The sequence below is a fragment of the Pseudomonas sp. NPDC089406 genome (assembly GCF_044900265.1).
GTDB classification, from domain to species: Bacteria; Pseudomonadota; Gammaproteobacteria; order Pseudomonadales; family Pseudomonadaceae; genus Aquipseudomonas; species Aquipseudomonas fakonensis.
On the sequence record NZ_JBJDNC010000034.1, the window covers coordinates 26,888 to 42,997 of the forward strand.

At 64.7% G+C, this 16,110-nt stretch carries 18 protein-coding genes; 10 read left to right on the plus strand and 8 right to left on the minus strand.

All coding sequences use genetic code 11. The features are described 5' to 3' along the window. Nucleotides 1-7 precede the first annotated feature (7 nt). Together ACI2KK_RS21680 and ACI2KK_RS21685 are read right to left on the minus strand one after the other, a co-directional pair. Nucleotides 8-1,594 (minus strand): ABC-F family ATPase, encoded by a 1,587-nt coding sequence (locus tag ACI2KK_RS21680; protein WP_217838948.1) that lies wholly within the window; start codon nt 1,592-1,594, stop codon nt 8-10. A 1,079-nt stretch (nt 1,595-2,673) separates the two neighbouring features. Next, complete coding sequence (locus ACI2KK_RS21685; protein ID WP_404670528.1) at nt 2,674-3,402, minus strand: ankyrin repeat domain-containing protein; 729 nt, start codon at nt 3,400-3,402, stop codon at nt 2,674-2,676. Nucleotides 3,403-3,433: 31 nt separating this feature from the next. On the opposite strand from ACI2KK_RS21685, the gene ACI2KK_RS21690 reads away from it, so the two are divergent. Then, nucleotides 3,434-4,033, plus strand: coding sequence for a hypothetical protein (locus ACI2KK_RS21690; RefSeq protein WP_404670529.1), 600 nt, complete (start codon nt 3,434-3,436; stop codon nt 4,031-4,033). An 840-nt stretch (nt 4,034-4,873) separates the two neighbouring features. On the opposite strand, the gene ACI2KK_RS21695 is transcribed toward ACI2KK_RS21690, so the two are convergent. Beyond that, a complete protein-coding gene (locus ACI2KK_RS21695; RefSeq protein WP_404670530.1) occupies nt 4,874-5,251 on the minus strand; it encodes a hypothetical protein in 378 nt (125 codons plus the stop codon). 159 nt (nt 5,252-5,410) lie between these two features. Between ACI2KK_RS21695 and ACI2KK_RS21700 the strand changes: the two genes are divergently transcribed. Next, on the plus strand, nt 5,411-5,755 hold the full coding sequence (locus ACI2KK_RS21700; protein WP_404670531.1) for a hypothetical protein: 345 nt from the start codon (nt 5,411-5,413) through the stop codon (nt 5,753-5,755). A gap of 118 nt (nt 5,756-5,873) precedes the next feature. Here ACI2KK_RS21700 and ACI2KK_RS21705 read toward each other — a convergent pair whose 3' ends face one another. Then, the gene (locus ACI2KK_RS21705) at nt 5,874-7,109 is read right to left on the minus strand and encodes an NADH:flavin oxidoreductase/NADH oxidase family protein (protein ID WP_404670532.1); all 1,236 of its coding nucleotides are present in this window, start codon (nt 7,107-7,109) and stop codon (nt 5,874-5,876) included. Between the two features lie 112 nt (nt 7,110-7,221). On the opposite strand from ACI2KK_RS21705, the gene ACI2KK_RS21710 reads away from it, so the two are divergent. Further along, on the plus strand, nt 7,222-7,626 hold the full coding sequence (locus ACI2KK_RS21710) for a MerR family transcriptional regulator (protein ID WP_369991368.1): 405 nt from the start codon (nt 7,222-7,224) through the stop codon (nt 7,624-7,626). A gap of 72 nt (nt 7,627-7,698) precedes the next feature. Beyond that, the gene (locus tag ACI2KK_RS21715) at nt 7,699-8,199 is read left to right on the plus strand and encodes a methylated-DNA--[protein]-cysteine S-methyltransferase (RefSeq protein ID WP_404670533.1); all 501 of its coding nucleotides are present in this window, start codon (nt 7,699-7,701) and stop codon (nt 8,197-8,199) included. 5 nt (nt 8,200-8,204) lie between these two features. On the opposite strand, the gene ACI2KK_RS21720 is transcribed toward ACI2KK_RS21715, so the two are convergent. Together ACI2KK_RS21720 and ACI2KK_RS21725 are read right to left on the minus strand one after the other, a co-directional pair. Further along, entirely contained in the window at nt 8,205-8,447 is a 243-nt protein-coding gene (locus ACI2KK_RS21720; RefSeq protein ID WP_404670534.1) for a hypothetical protein, read from the minus strand. After that, entirely contained in the window at nt 8,444-9,184 is a 741-nt protein-coding gene (locus tag ACI2KK_RS21725; RefSeq protein WP_404670535.1) for a carbon-nitrogen hydrolase family protein, read from the minus strand. The genes ACI2KK_RS21720 and ACI2KK_RS21725 overlap by 4 nt, the downstream gene beginning before the upstream one ends. 98 nt (nt 9,185-9,282) lie before the next feature. On the opposite strand from ACI2KK_RS21725, the gene ACI2KK_RS21730 reads away from it, so the two are divergent. Beyond that, nucleotides 9,283-9,792: a DUF2867 domain-containing protein gene (locus ACI2KK_RS21730; RefSeq protein ID WP_404670536.1), complete on the plus strand. Its 510-nt coding sequence runs from the start codon at nt 9,283-9,285 to the stop codon at nt 9,790-9,792. On the opposite strand, the gene ACI2KK_RS21735 is transcribed toward ACI2KK_RS21730, so the two are convergent. Then, nucleotides 9,793-10,305: a DUF3016 domain-containing protein gene (locus tag ACI2KK_RS21735; protein ID WP_404670537.1), complete on the minus strand. Its 513-nt coding sequence runs from the start codon at nt 10,303-10,305 to the stop codon at nt 9,793-9,795. Nucleotides 10,306-10,379: 74 nt separating this feature from the next. Between ACI2KK_RS21735 and ACI2KK_RS21740 the strand changes: the two genes are divergently transcribed. Further along, entirely contained in the window at nt 10,380-11,075 is a 696-nt protein-coding gene (locus tag ACI2KK_RS21740) for a metallophosphoesterase (protein WP_404670538.1), read from the plus strand. Here ACI2KK_RS21740 and ACI2KK_RS21745 read toward each other — a convergent pair. Then, a complete protein-coding gene (locus tag ACI2KK_RS21745; protein WP_404670539.1) occupies nt 11,053-11,667 on the minus strand; it encodes a LysE family translocator in 615 nt (204 codons plus the stop codon). The two genes, ACI2KK_RS21740 and ACI2KK_RS21745, sit on opposite strands and share 23 nt — an antisense overlap. A gap of 301 nt (nt 11,668-11,968) precedes the next feature. On the opposite strand from ACI2KK_RS21745, the gene ACI2KK_RS21750 reads away from it, so the two are divergent. The 4 genes from ACI2KK_RS21750 to ACI2KK_RS21765 all read left to right on the plus strand — a co-directional run bounded on the left by ACI2KK_RS21750 (nt 11,969) and on the right by ACI2KK_RS21765 (nt 15,903). Continuing rightward, nucleotides 11,969-12,181, plus strand: a complete 213-nt coding sequence (locus ACI2KK_RS21750; protein WP_217838935.1) for a PLDc N-terminal domain-containing protein — start codon at nt 11,969-11,971, stop codon at nt 12,179-12,181. A gap of 69 nt (nt 12,182-12,250) precedes the next feature. Beyond that, nucleotides 12,251-12,670 carry a RidA family protein gene (locus ACI2KK_RS21755; RefSeq protein ID WP_404670540.1) on the plus strand — a complete coding sequence of 140 codons (420 nt, stop codon included), beginning with the start codon at nt 12,251-12,253 and terminating at the stop codon, nt 12,668-12,670. An 87-nt stretch (nt 12,671-12,757) separates the two neighbouring features. Then, nucleotides 12,758-13,258: a GNAT family N-acetyltransferase gene (locus ACI2KK_RS21760; protein WP_404670541.1), complete on the plus strand. Its 501-nt coding sequence runs from the start codon at nt 12,758-12,760 to the stop codon at nt 13,256-13,258. A gap of 146 nt (nt 13,259-13,404) precedes the next feature. Next, complete coding sequence (locus tag ACI2KK_RS21765) at nt 13,405-15,903, plus strand: EAL domain-containing protein (RefSeq protein WP_404670542.1); 2,499 nt, start codon at nt 13,405-13,407, stop codon at nt 15,901-15,903. Nucleotides 15,904-16,110: the final 207 nt, after the last annotated feature.

A 16,110-nucleotide genomic window follows, 5' to 3' on the forward strand; every position in this document is an offset into this window, starting at 1 on the left:
CCTCAGGTCAGACCACGACGCCCTGGCTGCGCAGGTAATCGTCGTAGGTACCGCTGAAGTCCACCACGCCATCGGCGGTCAGCTCGATGATGCGGGTGGCCAGCGACGACACGAATTCACGGTCGTGGCTGACGAACAGCAGGGTGCCTGGGTAGTTTTCCAGCGCCAGGTTCAGCGCCTCGATCGATTCCATGTCCAGGTGGTTGGTCGGCTCGTCCATCACCAGCACGTTGGGCTTTTGCAGGATCAGCTTGCCGAACAGCATGCGGCCTTGCTCACCACCGGAAATCACCTTCACCGACTTGAGGATCTCGTCGTTGGAGAACAGCATGCGCCCCAGCGTGCCGCGGATCACCTGCTCGCCGCTGGTCCACTGGCCCATCCAGTCGAACAGGGTCACGTCGTCTTCGAAGTCGTGGGCGTGGTCCTGGGCGTAGTAGCCCACTTCGGCGCTGTCGGTCCACTTCACTTCGCCCTTGTCCGGGGTCATTTCACCGACCAGGGTGCGCAGCAGGGTGGTCTTGCCGATGCCGTTGGGGCCGATGATGGCCACGCGCTCGCCGGCTTCGATGGTGAAGCTGAAGTCCTTGAACAGCACCTTGTCGTCGAAGGCCTTGGCCATCTTGTCGACGATCACCGCCTGACGGTGCAGCTTTTTCGTCTGCTCGAAGCGGATGAACGGGCTGACGCGGCTGGACGGCTTGACCTCGGCCAGCTGGATCTTGTCGATCTGCTTGGCCCGCGAGGTGGCCTGCTTGGCTTTCGAGGCGTTGGCCGAGAAGCGGCTGACGAAGGTCTGCAGCTCGGCGATCTGGGCCTTTTTCTTGGCGTTGTCCGACAGCAACTGCTCGCGCGACTGGGTGGCCGCGGTCATGTACTCGTCGTAGTTGCCTGGGAACAGGCGCAGCTCGCCGTAGTCCAGGTCGGCCATGTGGGTGCAGACGCTGTTGAGGAAGTGACGGTCGTGGGAAATGATGATCATGGTGCTGTTACGCGCCGTGAGGATCGTTTCCAGCCAGCGGATGGTGTTGATGTCCAGGTGGTTGGTCGGTTCGTCCAGCAGCAGCACGTCCGGGTCCGAGAACAGCGCCTGGGCCAGCAGCACGCGCAGCTTCCAGCCTGGGGCCACTTCGCTCATCGGGCCGAAGTGCTGCTCCAGCGGGATACCCAGGCCCAGCAGCAGTTCGCCGGCGCGGGATTCGGCGGTGTAGCCGTCCATTTCGGCGAATTCGGTTTCCAGCTCTGCCACTGCCATGCCGTCTTCTTCGGTCATTTCCGGCAGCGAGTAGATGCGGTCGCGCTCGGCCTTGACCTGCCACAGCTGGGCGTGGCCCATGATCACGGTGTCGATCACGGTGAAGGCTTCATAGGCGAACTGGTCCTGGCGCAGTTTACCCAGGCGGGTGTTCGGCTCGAGCATCACCTGGCCGCCGGACGGCTCCAGGTCGCCGCCGAGGATCTTCATGAAGGTCGACTTGCCGCAACCGTTGGCGCCGATCAGGCCGTAGCGGTTGCCGTTGTTGAATTTGACCGAGACGTTCTCGAACAGCGGCTTGGAGCCGAACTGCATGGTGATGTTGGCGGTAGAAATCAAGTGCTTGTCCTGCGGGGGTTCCAGAGGTGTATGTAGGCCTTCTCGTCAGCATTGGGCCGGTTGTGGGCCAATGCGACGCGGGGCGGCAGCTTCTTGAGCGCCTTTCTGTCCGAGGAGGCGCTGATCCATTTCGCGTTAGGCACAGGGCGACATCTCGACGCAGTGGCCGAGCAGGCTCGCGATGAACACAGGGTTCATCCAAGGCATCTGGCTCAGGGTTGCGCGGGTGTGGCGGGTGGCGTACTGACGGCGTTCATGGCGGTTCAGCGGCTTGGGCGCTGATTTGAAGGGGCGCAGTGTATCACTTGGTGCGTTGAACCACAGCCTGCCTTTGCTTGGGTGGGGCACAAAAGGGCTTGCTGGGTGGTGGATTTGGGCGCCATGCGTCGAAGAGTGGCCATCGGCTGGGCCTTGGGGCACAAGTGCGGCTCACGGCTGTGCAGTCAGTAAGCTCCAGCCGGTGTACCGCTCCCTAGCCGAGGGCTCAGCTATCGCCAGCTGGACGACAGACCTTGCCCACCCTATCGTCCAATACGATCCGGTACGCCGTGTCGCTGTTCCTGATGACCGGCGACATGGCCCGAATGTCGTTTACCCCTATCAGCCTGCCACAGATGCTGATCGCCCGAAGATCGAACAACTGGAACGCCTCGTCCGCTGCCCTGACGCGCGAATGCGTCAAGAAGTACCCATCATGCGTTTGACCGCTGGGAATGACGACAGTGCATGATGCCGGGTCCGCACTATGGCAGTAACTGACCGGCACACCCAGTTCATTCTGAACTTTGAGTTCATATAAAAAGGCAGGTTCCAGCGTACAACCGGACAGCACGACCGCCAGCCCGGCTACGCTCGTTGCGCTTAAACATGTAGGCCAGATTCTTGACATTGTTCTCTCGCGCAACCGAATGTGGGTGGACATAACCGAAATCTGCGCCCTGATAACATTTCATACGTCTGATTTCGCCAGGCGCCGGCACCTGGTGCCGCATCCACTTGCCCACGCCCCATGTGCAGGGCCTGCGGCTGGCTACCAATTTAAGCCTGAGCCGCAACTCCCGTGATGCATCACTGAACAATCAGTTGCTGTTATCCAAATACGCGTCCATGTCTAACCTGGGAAACTTGCGAATCATGAATTGGCGCGCTTCCGGATCCCGGTTTTCCCGATAACGGCGCACAGCATTCAAGGCATCAATTCCGCCCCACATCTCAGTCCAGAGGATTTCGGGTTTGTGGCGCAGTAACACCGTCAGTGCTTCCAGAGAAGTACCACCCAGGTTAGTCACAAAACTCGCCACCGAATGCCCGTGATTGTCGACAGCATTGATATCGGCCCCGGCCAGCAACAGGCGCTCCATGATGTGCGGATGGCATCTGTTGGTTGCCCACATCAAAGGTGTCATCCCCTGATAGGTCGGGCCCTCAATGGGCTCGTCGGGGTTCTTCCCTGCCGATAACAGCGCGTCGACCACGATCAGGTCACCACTCATCGCCGCACTGGCCAACGTCCCATCCCCAGCATTCGCTGCGCCCAGTCGCACAAGCTCTGCGGCCAACTGCGAGCGCCTGTGGCTGATCGCACACTTCAGCGCGGTTTCTCCCCATTCACCACGCAAATAACGCAGCCTCCAGGGGCGCGCCAGTTGCAATGCGGCCTGGTCGTTACCGAGTTCAATCTGCTGAAACAGTCGAGAACGAAGGGTTCGGCGAAACCAGTGTTTCAAATGGTAAGGGGCCCAGTTTTCCGGGAAGGTGAAAACGAACGTTCTCCAGCCCGGAATCCGTATAACGAAAACACTAGCCATAGAAGCACTCAGCGCCGAAATAGGTGGCTCGATGCTATCACTGCCCGTTCAATTCCTGAACTCTGGAGACCTCGAAGGAGCTGCTGAAGGCATTTCGCTACAAGTGATTGCTGAGGACCTGGAATTTCTGGGCCGGCGCAAGCAGCAGGGGCAGTGCGAGTTGTTGACGCAGAGGTTTTGCAACGATGCTTATCGGGTGAAGGAGGCGGCTCATCAGCATTTACTTCCTTGCAGGCTGATTAGGGCTGCCCATGACAAGGGCTTGGCCTTTCAAGTTCAGTACCCGAACAGCATTGAGGCTTGGTTTACAAATATTCCCGGGTTGCCCAACGCTTGGGGCCGATGGCGCGCCATGCCGACCGGCTCTTGTGTTAAAACAAGGCGTTCAAACAGGATGTTGATCATGGGCAGGACAGCCAGACCGCTATACGTTGTGGGCACCATCATGGTCGCCTTGGGTGCCATAGCCACTTTCATGGGTGTGCCCGGCAGGGCGGCACTCGGTTATACCTCCATCGAACTTTTGCTGCTTGGCTTCGTGCTGCTTGGCCAGGGCGCCCGGGTGACCCGACGGCGTGCTGCCGAAGTTGCGGCCACACAGGGCCCGGGCGGCCAGCAGGGTCAGGGTTGATTCACTGTGTGCTGCGCTTGAGTTTTCGACGTTCGCCAATAAACCACTGCAAGCATCAGGCACGATGTCACACCGGGGCTCATGAAAAAGAGAAGGGGTGTTGGAAGGCCTTTCCACAAGAAGGCACCAATGGCCACCCCCCAAGTGGTGCTGAGCAAGGCGCCGGTCAGCAACAACCACCGCCTGGCCGGTGACGGCCGTTCGGCCATGGCTCGCCCGTAGGTTTTCCAGCCCGTCCACAAGCCGAAAGCTGATACGCCAACCATACCCAGTACGCTGAGTACTCCCTGCCATGGCATGTCCATGGTCGGTACAAAGAGTGCGATCAAGCCATAGATGAACAGAATGGTGACGGGCAAAAGCCCGATGAGCGCGCCGAGTGTGAGACAGATTCGTAGTGCAATAAGGCCGGGCATCGTTCCTTGATCCAAACGCTGTGTCCAGTTGAGTGCTCGCATGATGATCAACCGGCGCTACAAAATCAAAGTGCGCTTTCCCGGCCCACTTCGCAGGAAGGACCCTCATCAAACGTTGCATCGCGGGCAAGCCCGCTCCTACAAGGCGCGCGCTGGCTTTCAGACAGGCAGCAAGACTTAAAGCAGCGAATGCACCTGCTGCCTGGCAATGCTTACCGGGTCGTTGGCCGGGTATTGCGCCGCTTTGTCGACTGGCCGGGGCGGGAGCAGTAGGGGCTGGGCGGGGCGTGCTTCGTATGCAGTCAGGGTCAACCCACTAGGCGGCATATGCACATGCAACTGCCGACGCCGCTGCTGGGTGAGTTTGTGCAGGCGTTTCATGGCGGTATACCTCACCGGCGCGCGTCGATAAGTGCACCGACCATTAAGCGCCTGTTCTGGGCGCGCCGTCTGCCGGGCTGACCAGCGGATAGCCGCAGGTCTCGATGGCCAACTGCGCCCGCTCCCGGGTCAGCGCCTTGAGCACGCCGTCGGCGTTGCCGATCTTGGTGTACAGGTAGTAGCTGCCCTGGCCGTCGTGGAAGATCCGGTAAACCTCGCCAGTGCGGTGGGTCAGTGGGTTCAGTTGCTTGTCGATGATCAGCACGTGGCGGTGGATGCCCAGCTTGGCCAACGCGGCCGCGAAGTCCTTCAAAAAGCCGGCATGCCAGCGGTTGCGCTCGTAAGTAGCGCCCCAGAACATCGCCAGCAGCACCAACGGTGGCAGGCAAAAGCGCACGATATCTTCCAGTAACCCGTCCATGGTCGTCCTTGCATCAGGCCGCTCGTCCGGCCAGGTGCCAGCATGGTGCCACAGTGGAGCGGGTTCGGGGCTAAGCTGGTAAACCGTAAGCACACTACTAAAAAGGGTTGTCCGTAGCGTTCACCGTGCAGGTTTTCTGATGGGGGCTCGGAGGCTCGTATGTATCGCCTGATCAAACCGGCCCTGCTGGCCATTGCCGTCGGCCTGCTGGCCGGCTGCGCCCACGACCCGGACATTCGTGCGGGGCATGACAATACCTATGGCACCACGGCCAAAAGCCCGGACGCGTACCTGGGGTGCGTGAAGGGTGAGCTGCCTGCCAGTACGCAGACTTATACGGTCCAGGGCCAGGATGGCCCGGCGCTGTTCGTGACCAGTACCGACCCGAACAAGGCCGATGGCTTGGTGCAGTTTTCGGGCGGCCGGTACATGGCCTATCAGCGCGACGCCTGGTATGACCATGGGCGGTTGCTGGATGCGGCGTTGATGTGCTCAAGGACCTGAAGGGCTGGCCCCCTGTAGGAGCCGGCTTGCCGGCGATGGGGCCGGCACAAGCCCCTGCGGTTGCAGGGCCGGCCTCATCGCTGGCAAGCCAGCTCCTACAGAGGGGCGCATTGGCAGCTTATAGCGGCTTTTGCGCCATCATCTGCTTGTAACGGCGGGTACGGCGCAGCGCGCTGCATTGCTCCAGCACCAGCGCCCGCAGTGGCGATGCGCCGGGTTTGGGTTGCGCACCTGCAGCCAAGCGGCGCATCTGCAACTTCACCAACGCCATGTACGCCAGCGCAGCGAACGCCTTGCGCTTCCAGCGAATCGGCGGCAGCTCGGCGCTGGCGCCGGCTTCACCTTGCTGCCAGCGCCGGGGCAGGGCGGGGTCGACCGCCAGCGCCGTGGCAATGCCGGCCATGGCCACGCCGCTTGCCAGCACTTGCTCCACCACCGGCAAGCGGCGGATGCCGCCAGTGACCATCACTGGCATGCGCGCGAGGGTGGCGATGTCCTGGGCGAATTCCAGAAAGTAGGCTTCCCGGGCCAGGGTGCGGCCATCGCGGGCCTCGCCCTGCATGGCCGGTGCCTCGTAGCTGCCGCCACTGAGCTCTACCAGGTCCACCGCCAGCTCGTTCAGCCACAGCACCACCTGGCGGGCGTCGGCCGGCTCGAAGCCGCCGCGCTGAAAGTCTGCCGAGTTGAGCTTCACCGCCACGCTGAACCCCGGCGACACGGCGCCGCGTACGGCCTTGACCACCTCCAGCAGCAGGCGCGCGCGGTTTGCCAGGCTGCCGCCCCAGCGGTCCTGGCGCTGGTTGCTCAGCGGCGAAAGAAACTGGCTGAGCAGGTAGCCGTGGGCGGCATGCACCTGCACGCCGCTGAAGCCGGCCTGCTCGGCCAGCGCGGCGGTGCGGGCGAAGCGCTGGATAATCCCGGCGATTTCGTCTTCGGTCAGTGCCCGGGGTGCGGCGAACAGCTTCGACAGCCCGGCCATGTCCAGGGCCACTGCCGAGGGCGCCACTGTGGGCTGGCCAAGGCTGGCCTGCATTTGCCGGCCCGGGTGGTTGATCTGCATCCAGAACTGCGCCCCACGGCTGCGGCCGATGCGTGCCCACTGCGCAAAGCGCTGCAGCGGCTGGCTGTCATCGAGCATCACCCCGCCAGGGCCGGTCATCGCCCGGGGGTCGATCATCACGTTGCCGGTCAGCAGCAGGCCGGCGCCGCCGTCGGCCCAGGCCTGGTACAGGCGCAGCAGTTCATCGGACGGGGTCTGGTCGGGGTTGGCCAGGTTCTCCTCCATCGCCGCCTTGGCGATGCGATTGGGTATCTGGCTGCCGTTGGGCAACTGAAGGGGCTGGAAGGCGTGCATGGGGGTTCTCCGTATCGAGTGCCGCGCGTCGGCAAGGTGACTGCGCGGCTGGGATGCGAAGAAGGCTAAGGTTAAAGTAAACCTTAAGGTCAATAGAGATTGAGCAAACAAGATGAAAATCGGTGAACTGGCCCGACGCACGGGTTTGAGTGCTTCGCGTATTCGCTTCTACGAAGCCAGCGGGTTGATCGAGGCCCGCCGCCTGGGCAATGGCTACCGCGACTACCCCGAAGAGGCGGTGCAGCGCTTGGAAATTATCACCTGCGGCCAGCAGGCCGGCTTTAGCCTTGAAGAGATGCGCGAGCTGAGCCAGGACCGCGCCGCAGGCAGCCCGCGGCACGACCGGCTGCTGGCCAGCCTCAAGGCCAAGGTGGTGGAAATCGAAACCCTGCAGCAGCGCCTTGCGCAAAACCGTCTGCACCTGCTGGAGCTGATCGCCGGTATCGAGGGCAAGCCTGCGGGCATGGACTGCGACGAGAATGCCCAGCGCCTGCTGGCCCGCTGGCGCGATGCTTGAGCAAGAAAGCGGGTGCGGCAGGCGGGCAGGGTGGTTAAAGTGCGCCCATTATCACTTGCAACGGAGCCTGCCATGGCCTGCGCCTTCACCCTGATGCAATCGCCGGTCGGTGTCCTCACCCTGGTGGCGCGCGGCGACAGCCTGGCGGCCGTGCTGTGGGAGCATGAACGGGAGAACCGTGTGCGCCTGGGCGAGCTGCACCGCGATGACGATCACCCGACGCTGCGCGACACTGCCCGGCAACTGGGCGAGTACTTCGTCGGTGAGCGCCGCCAGTTCGAACTGGCACTGGATTTTGTCGGCACCGAGTTCCAGCGCCAGGTGTGGGCGGCGCTGCTGACCATCCCCTTCGGCGAAACCCGCAGCTACAGCGATATCGCCCGGCAAATCGGCAACCCGGACGCGGTGCGTGCGGTGGGCGCGGCCAACGGGCGCAACCCGATCTCGATCATCGCCCCGTGCCACCGGGTGATCGGCGCCTCGGGCAGCCTCACCGGGTTTGCCGGCGGCTTGCCGGCCAAGCAGTACTTGCTGGCGCTGGAAGGGCGCCAAAGCCTGGCGCTGGACCTTTAAGCCGCTCAGCCCAACCAGGCACACAGCAGCACCAGCACCGCAGCCAGCAGCGTGCCGGCGAACAGGCTGTAGCGCAGGTGAGTACGCCGGGCATGGCTTTGCACTTCGCGCAGGTACTGGCCCGGCGGCGGCGCGTCGGGGCGATGGCGCAGCCCCTCGGCAACGTCGGCCAACTGCCCGCGAATCAGCAGCCCCACCAGGTAATACACCCCGGCGTAGCTGGCCAGGGCCACCAGCAGGTACTTCATGGCGTGAGCACCAGCGGGTGGGCCTGGGCGCTGTTGCGGGTGGTATCGAGCAGCAGCAGGCCTTCGCGCTGGTCGTCGAGGTTTGCCAGCAACTGGCCGCTGGCATCCCAGGCCGCCGACTCGCCGGCGCTGACGAAGTTGTCGGCCGGGCCCACGCTGTTGCTCATCAGCACCGGCATTTGCAGTTGCCGCGCCACCTCGGGGTAGTGCTCGAAGCCTTCGCCGATGCCTTTGGCGGTCTTGACCACGCTTACCAGGTACAGCTGCGCGCCTTGTGCCCGGGCGCGGGCGGCGTGCTCGATGAACATCGACTCGTAGCAGATGGCCGGGGCCAGCTGCAGTTCGCCTGCGCTGAACACCAGCGACTTGTCGCCGGGTATGAAGTAGTCGAACTCATCGGCGTGCAAGCGTTGCTTGGCGTAGCTCAGTGCCGGCAAGCCCGGGCGCAGCACCAGCATGCCGATACGCACGCCGCCCACCGCCGGCAGGGGCAGGCCGATGGCCGCCAGGACCCCGAGCCGGTCGCACGCCGCTTGCAAAGGCGCCAGCAGCGCGGCGTCGGCCGGGGTGGCCAGTTGCCGGGCCAGCGTGGGCTCGTAGCCACTCAGGGACAATTCGGGGAATACCACCAGCTCGGCGCCCAGGGCGGCGGCCTGTTCGATGGCTTGCAGGTGGCGGTGCAGGTTGCCGGCCAGGTCGCCTTTGCGCGAGGCCAGTTGTACGGCGCAGAGCTTCACGGTATTCCATCCTTGGTGCGGGTGTATGGGTGGAGGATACAATCGCAGGCTTTGCCTTCACCAGCAGCAACTCACCGATTCCATGGATGGAGACCGCAATGACCTACACCACGGCCATTCCCGGCGATTCGCTGATCGCCCCCTACACCGCCCAAGCCGGTTTTCGCCACTGCCGGGCGATCAACCTGGACAGCTGCGGGCAGCCTGCCATGGGCTATTTTTTGCGCTTGATGGGCGCCATGCCGGGCTGGATCGATAACCTGATGGTGCTGCGCAACCGCCTGGTAAGCCGGCTGGGGCTCAAGGACTTAGGCCGCCTCACCGCCATCGACCCGGCCCGCGCGCCGGCCAGCTATCAGCCCGGCGAGCGGGTGGGCATCTTCACCTTGCTGGCCAACACCGAGCAGGAAGTGCTGCTGGCCGACTGCGACCGCCACCTGGACGTGCATATCGCGCTGCTGCGCCGGGTGGGCGCCGACGGCCAGTGCCAGGTGCTGGTCAGCACCGTGGTGCGCACCCACAACCTGCTGGGGCGCTTGTACATGCTGCCGGTGGCGCCGTTCCACCGGCTGATTGCGCCCATCGCCCTGCGCCGCCTGCGCGGCTGATCAGGGCACCGACGGGCTGGCGAAGCGCAGGCGGAACCAGTCATCGAGCATGGCCTTTTCGGCGAACAGGCGGTCGCTGCTGCCCAGGCGGCCGGGGCGGCTCAGGTACATCTTGTCGCTCAGGTGCTCGTCGGCCTTTTGCACCGGCTGGCCGGGCTGGGTCAGGCTGTAGCTGAGGTCGATGGCCGGCCAGGTGATCTCGCGCATGAAGCGCACGTCGTAGGCCTGCTGCTGCCAGGGCTCGTAGCGCCCGGCCAGGTCGATGTCGCGGATGTCGATGAGCAGTTGCTGGCCAGGGTGCAGGTAACGCTGGCCGAGTTTCTGCAGGTGTGCGGTGAGCACCTTCATTACCTCGGCATCGGCGCCACGCTGGTAGCCCGGGCCGCGCAGGCTGGCGTCGCGAAAGTGTTCGGGGTGGTCGAAATGCACCTCGACCTGTGCGGTCGGGGTCCCCTGTGCCATGCTGTCGAATGCCAGCACCATCAGTACGGCACAGGCCAGGGCAGTACGCATGATGCACCTCCGGGTGAGTCGGTTTGCCCTGCCATTTTACCCCTGTGCCGGGGCCGCCGCAGAGGAACCATGCAATGAGCCGCTTTCGGCGCATAGCCGCCAACACCCACGGCCGCGACCTGGCCGTGGGGGATATTCACGGGCATTTCCGGCGCTTGCAGGCGTGCCTGGACAGCGTCGGCTTCGACCCGGCCGTCGACCGCCTGTTCAGCGTGGGCGACCTGGTCGACCGCGGGCCGCACAGCCCCGAGGCCCTGCACTGGCTGGCCCAGCCGTGGTTCCACGCGGTGCAGGGCAACCACGAGTCGCTCGCCATCAGCCACCTGCACGGTGGCCGGGTGGACCTTGCCATGTACCGCGCGGCCGGGGGCGGCTGGTTTCTCGACCTGCCCACAGACCAGCAAGAGCCCTTCGTTGAAGCCTTTATGAACATGCCCATCGCATTGGAGGTGGACACGCCCGACGGGTCGGTGGGCCTGCTGCATGCCGACAGCCCGTTCAGCAGTTGGGAGCAACTGCGCGACAGCCTGCTGTACGACGACGACCCGGCCGCGCGGGAGGTTTGCCAGTGGTCGCGGCGGCGCCTGAAAGAAGGCGACACTACGCCGGTCGAGGGCGTGCGCGCCGTGCTGGTGGGGCATACCCCGGTGCTGGCGGTGAAAGTGCTGGGTAACGTCTGGCACTTGGACACCGGCGGTTGGAGCAGCGGCTGCTTCAGCCTGCTCGACCTCGCGACCCTGCAAGTGCTCAGCCCAGCGCAAGGCGCGTGAGCATGCCGCCGGCCAGCAGCATCAACAGCACCCCGGATGCCCGCTCAAGCCAGGGCAGCACCTCACCGAAGCGGCGCAACACTCGCTGATTGCCGATGGCCAGTGCCACCAGCAGGTCCCAGGCCAGCACTGCGGTGAACATCCAGCTGCCATACACCAGCTTCAGCCATGCGGGGCTGGCGGCCACCAGGCTGGCCAGGCTGGCGTAGAACAGCGCGTTTTTCGGGTTGAGTACGCCCGAGGCGAAGCCCATGCCCAGGCTCGCCAGCCAGCCGCTGGCGGTCGTGCCGGCGCCGGCCTGGGTGAGGCTGCTGCGCCCGGCGTGGCGCAAGAACAACTGGCCGATGTACAGCAGGTAGGCGCAGCCGGCCAACTGCAGGGCGATGAACAGCGCGCTGCCGTCACGCAAGATCGACACCCCGGTGAATGCCGCGCAAATGAACGCGCCGTTGGCCAGGGCAATGCCCAGGCAGGCGCCGCTGGCCACGCGCCAACCGGCGTTGGCCGAGGTGCGGGCAACCAGGAAGAAGTCAGGGCCGGGGGAGAGCAGGGCGAGGAAGTGCGCGGCGGCGATGAGCAGAAATTGTTCCATTGGGGGGGCTTTCTTGTGCAGGGAAAGCCGCAGTGTGTTGGGGGTGGGGTTGGGCGGTATTGAAGAATATTGCAGCAGGGGCTTGTAGGAGCGGCCTTGTGTCGCGATGGGGCGCGAAGCGGCCCCAAGATCTCGGCTTCATGCAAGAAAGCCGGGCCTGCTACGCAGCCCATCGCGACACAAGGCCGCTCCTACAGGGCGTCTTGCGCACCTGTGAACCGGTACCTGCCACAACGCAATCGGTTTGAACCCTTGCCCCGCAGCACAACCCAACCCTGTACATGCCAACGGGAGAGTGCTCATGGAAATCGGAACGATCTGGCTTTTCGTCGCCCTGGTGGTCATTGCCCTGGAGATCTGCGCCATCTGGCAGATCATCGGCAGCGACCGGCGCGCCGAGCGCAAGATGCTGTGGGTGGTGTTCGTCGTCTACGCACCGTTCCCCGGCCTGCTGTTCTGGGCCTGGCGCGGGCCACGGGCGGTGAAGGGGCGGGCGGTGCTGCAGGAAAAGTGACCCACCCCTTGACCTTGAGTTAACCCAAGGTTTGATACTCGGCGCTCTTTCATCCGATGGAGCGCCCGCATGACCCCACCCGCCGCCTTCACCCTGTACAACCCCGAAGGGCTCTACGACCCAAGCCCCAATGCCTATTCCCATGTCGCCGAGGTGCGCGCCGGCAGCCGCTTGCTGTCCATCGCCGGGCAGGGCGGCGAAGACGCCAGCGGGCAACTGCCGGCCGATTTCCAGGCCCAGGCGCGCCAGGCCCTGGCCAACCTGCAGACCGCGCTTGCGGCCAGGGGCGCAACACTGGCCGATGTGTACAAGCTCACCCTGCTGATCGTCGACCACAGCCAGGCCCGCCTGCAGCAGTGGACTGCACTTGCCAACCAGGCCTGGGCCGGCGCCATGGCCCCGACCTGCACGCTGATCCCGGTACCGCGCCTGGCACTGGACGGCATGCTGGTCGAAATCGATGCTCTGGCGGCGCTGCCGGGCGCCTGACCGCCTGCCCTTTGGTGGGGAGCAGCCGCTTGGTGGGGCGCAGCCGCAGCGCTACAATCGTGCCCCCGCCACTTGCCCGAGCCCGCCATGCCAGCCCCCATCGAACTGCTCAAGACCACCCCCGAGCAGGCGGATTTGATCCGCAACCTCTACCAGTTCTACGCCTACGAAGGCTCGGACCTCGAGCAGGAGGACGTCGATGTGGAGGGGCGTTTCTACATCCACGAGCCGCACCTGCAGCGCTACTGGCAGTCGCCCGGTTGGGGCGCCTACCTGGTGCTGGTCGATGACTTCATCGCAGGCTTCGTGCTGATCGAGCGCAGCGAGCTGCCGGGCATCGACGCCCTGGAGCTGGCCGACCTGTTCATCCTCAAGCGCTTTCGCCGCCAAGGCGTGGGCAGCGCCGTGGCCGGGCAGTTTCTCGGCGATGGCAACCACCACTGGTTGCTGCGCTGCCACGGCGGCGATGCGCCGGCCGTGGCGTTTTGCCAGGCGCTGCTGGCCAAGCTGCCACGGGCGGTCGAGGAAATCGCCCTGGGCGATGAGCCGCAGCTGCGCAACTTCATGGTGGGTGGCACCCGGCATTGACTTCGCGCATGGAAAATTCGTGACAGAGCGCACAAAAGCCGTTCATCAGACGGCATAATGCCAGTATTTCGCGGTTCCGGGCCGGCCCGACACAGGGGGTTCGGATGCTTTCCTTTTCGTGCGTGTCGCGTGTTCAGGTAAACCCCATGTCGCTAGCTGCAAGCCCCGATGTGATGTACCGGCTGTTGATCCAGAGCGTAGCGGACTACGCCATCTACCTGCTCACCCCCGAAGGTATGGTCGCCAACTGGAACCCCGGGGCGCAGCGGGCCAAGGGCTATAGCGCCGAAGAGATCGTCGGCCAGCACTATTCGCTGTTCTACCCCGAGCACGAGCGCGCCGCCGGTTTGCCGGCCAAAAATCTGGAGCAGGCCCTGGCCAACGGGCGTTTCGAGGAGCACGGCTGGCGCCTGCGCAAGGATGGTTCGCAGTTTCGCGCCCATGTGGTGATCGAGGCGGTGCGCGACGACGCCGGGCAACTGGTGGGCTTTGCCAAGATCACCCGCGACTGCACCGAGCAATACCGCGCGCAACTGGCCCAGCGCGAGCAGGAGCGGCACTTTCGCATGCTGGTGCAGGGCGTGCGCGACTACGCCATCTACATGCTCGACAACCACGGCCATGTGGTCAACTGGAACGCCGGGGCCGAGCGTGCCAAGGGCTACCGCACCGATGAAATCGTCGGCCAGCATTTTTCGGTGTTCTACACCGACGATGACCGTGAGGCCGGCCTGCCGGCGCTCAGCCTTGCCACCGCGCGGGTCGAGGGGCGCTTCCAGGCCGAAGGCATCCGCCAGCGCAAGGACGGCTCGCACTTCTGGACCAGCGTGGTGATCGAGCCGATCCGCGACGAAGAGAGCGGCCAGCTGATCGGTTTCGCCAAGATCACCCGCGACATTTCCGAGCGCCGCCAGCAGCAGCAAGAGCTGCTCAAAGCCAAGGAGCTGGCCGAGCAGTACAGCCAGGAGATGACCACCCTGTCGCAGTTCCTCGACTCGGTGATCGCCAACATTCCCGCCAGCGTGATCGTGCAAGACCTGCAAACCCGGCAAATTCTGCTGGCCAACCAGCAGGCCGAGCGCCTGTTCGGCGGCCAGGGCGCCAGCATGATCGGCAAGCTGCCAGGCCAGGGCCTGGCCCCGGCCGCTGCCGACTACCTCGAGCAGCAACTGGCCCGTGGCGCGCGCAGCGCCAAGGGCTTTGGCGCCGAGACACGGGTCGACACCGCCATCGGCCCGCGCACCCTGCGCAGCCGCGCCATGCTCTGCCAGAACCGCGAGGGCCAGGCCGACTACGTGCTGTTCGTCGCCGAGGACGCCACCGAGGAGCTGGCCGCCCACGCGCAGATCCACCACATGGCCCACCACGACGCGCTGACCGGCCTGCCCAACCGCACGCTGTTCCACGAGCGCCTCAAGCAGGCGCTGCTGCGCGGCGAGGACAACGACAAGCTGACCGCCGCGCTGTGCCTGGACCTGGACAACTTCAAGAACATCAACGACACCCTCGGCCATGCCTTCGGCGACAAGCTGCTGCGCGCCCTGGGCAAGCGCCTGCGCCGCGAGCTGCGCGAGCACGACACCCTGGCCCGGCTGGGCGGTGACGAGTTCGCCGTGGTGCTGGTTGGCCTGGACAGCCGCGACGCCGCGCGCAACACCGCCCAGCGCCTGATCGAGGCGATGTGCCCGCCGTTTCATATCGAAGGCCACCAGTTCACCGTGGGGGTGAGCATCGGCGTGGCCATCGCCCCGGGCGATCACGAGCAGGCCGAGCAGTTGCTCGGTTACGCCGACATGGCTCTGTACGAGGCCAAGCGCAACGGCCGCAACCGCTTCGAGTGCTTCCACGTCGAGCTGGATGTCGCCGCGCGCCAGCGCCGGCTGGTCGAGACTGACCTGCGCACCGCGCTGCACCTGGGCCAGTTGCAACTGCACTACCAGCCGGTGATCGACCCGCAGAACAACAGCGTCACCGGCTACGAGGCGCTGATGCGCTGGCAGCACCCGGGGCGCGGCATGATCATGCCGATGGACTTCATCCCCATCGCCGAGGAGACCGGGCTGATCCACGAACTCGGCGCCCGCGCGCTGAACCTGGCCTGCCAGGAAGCCGCCAGTTGGGGCACCGACCAGACCGTGTCGGTGAACCTGTCGCCGGTGCAGTTCAAAAACGCAAGCCTGGTGCATACCGTGGCCCTGGCGTTGTCCGACTCAGGGTTGCCGGCCAGCCGCCTGGAGCTGGAAATCACCGAGTCGGTGCTGCTGGGCAACAGCGAAGAGAACGTGCGCACGCTGCGGGCGTTGAAGGACCTGGGGGTGTCGATCTCGCTGGATGACTTTGGTACGGGGTATTCGTCGCTGGGTTACCTGCGTTCGTTCCCGTTCGACCGCATCAAGATCGACAAGTCGTTCGTCCACGACATGTGCGACAGCCGCGAGGCGATGTCGATCATCCGCGCCATTACCGAGCTGTCGAACAGCCTGATGATCAAGACCACTGCCGAGGGGGTGGAGTCGGCTGAGCAGATGGAGCGGCTGATGGCCGAGGGCTGCTCGAACTTCCAGGGTTACCTGTACGGCCGCCCGGTGCCGGCCAGCGAGCGTTTGAAGCAGGTCGTGCCACTGGAGCCGGGGCGCCCGCTGTAGACCCTGACACGGCCCGTGTAGGAGCGGCCTTGTGTCGCGAAAGGGCTGCGCAGCAGCCCCTGGATATCGGCTCCATGCACAATTGCTGGGGCCGCTTCGCGCCCCATCGCGACACAAGGCCGCTCCTACACGTACCGCACAGCGTTCAAACCTGCGCGGTCCCTGTAGGAGCCGGCTTGCCGGCGATGAGGCCGGCACAGGCAGCAC

Bases quoted from the DNA above. Each gene is read 5' to 3' on its own strand.
- ACI2KK_RS21720 (WP_404670534.1), bottom strand. From the start codon at position 8,447: ATGAAGTACCTGCTGGTGGCCCTGGCCAGCTACGCCGGGGTGTATTAC.
- ACI2KK_RS21685 (WP_404670528.1), bottom strand. From the start codon at position 3,402: ATGGCTAGTGTTTTCGTTATACGGATTCCGGGCTGGAGAACGTTCGTT.
- ACI2KK_RS21715 (WP_404670533.1), top strand. From the start codon at position 7,699: ATGGCCTGCGCCTTCACCCTGATGCAATCGCCGGTCGGTGTCCTCACC.
- ACI2KK_RS21740 (WP_404670538.1), top strand. From the start codon at position 10,380: ATGAGCCGCTTTCGGCGCATAGCCGCCAACACCCACGGCCGCGACCTG.
- ACI2KK_RS21735 (WP_404670537.1), bottom strand. From the start codon at position 10,305: ATGCGTACTGCCCTGGCCTGTGCCGTACTGATGGTGCTGGCATTCGAC.
- ACI2KK_RS21730 (WP_404670536.1), top strand. From the start codon at position 9,283: ATGACCTACACCACGGCCATTCCCGGCGATTCGCTGATCGCCCCCTAC.
- ACI2KK_RS21710 (WP_369991368.1), top strand. From the start codon at position 7,222: ATGAAAATCGGTGAACTGGCCCGACGCACGGGTTTGAGTGCTTCGCGT.
- ACI2KK_RS21750 (WP_217838935.1), top strand. From the start codon at position 11,969: ATGGAAATCGGAACGATCTGGCTTTTCGTCGCCCTGGTGGTCATTGCC.
- ACI2KK_RS21755 (WP_404670540.1), top strand. From the start codon at position 12,251: ATGACCCCACCCGCCGCCTTCACCCTGTACAACCCCGAAGGGCTCTAC.
- ACI2KK_RS21705 (WP_404670532.1), bottom strand. From the start codon at position 7,109: ATGCACGCCTTCCAGCCCCTTCAGTTGCCCAACGGCAGCCAGATACCC.
- ACI2KK_RS21700 (WP_404670531.1), top strand. From the start codon at position 5,411: ATGTATCGCCTGATCAAACCGGCCCTGCTGGCCATTGCCGTCGGCCTG.
- ACI2KK_RS21695 (WP_404670530.1), bottom strand. From the start codon at position 5,251: ATGGACGGGTTACTGGAAGATATCGTGCGCTTTTGCCTGCCACCGTTG.
- ACI2KK_RS21760 (WP_404670541.1), top strand. From the start codon at position 12,758: ATGCCAGCCCCCATCGAACTGCTCAAGACCACCCCCGAGCAGGCGGAT.
- ACI2KK_RS21765 (WP_404670542.1), top strand. From the start codon at position 13,405: ATGTCGCTAGCTGCAAGCCCCGATGTGATGTACCGGCTGTTGATCCAG.
- ACI2KK_RS21745 (WP_404670539.1), bottom strand. From the start codon at position 11,667: ATGGAACAATTTCTGCTCATCGCCGCCGCGCACTTCCTCGCCCTGCTC.
- ACI2KK_RS21690 (WP_404670529.1), top strand. From the start codon at position 3,434: ATGCTATCACTGCCCGTTCAATTCCTGAACTCTGGAGACCTCGAAGGA.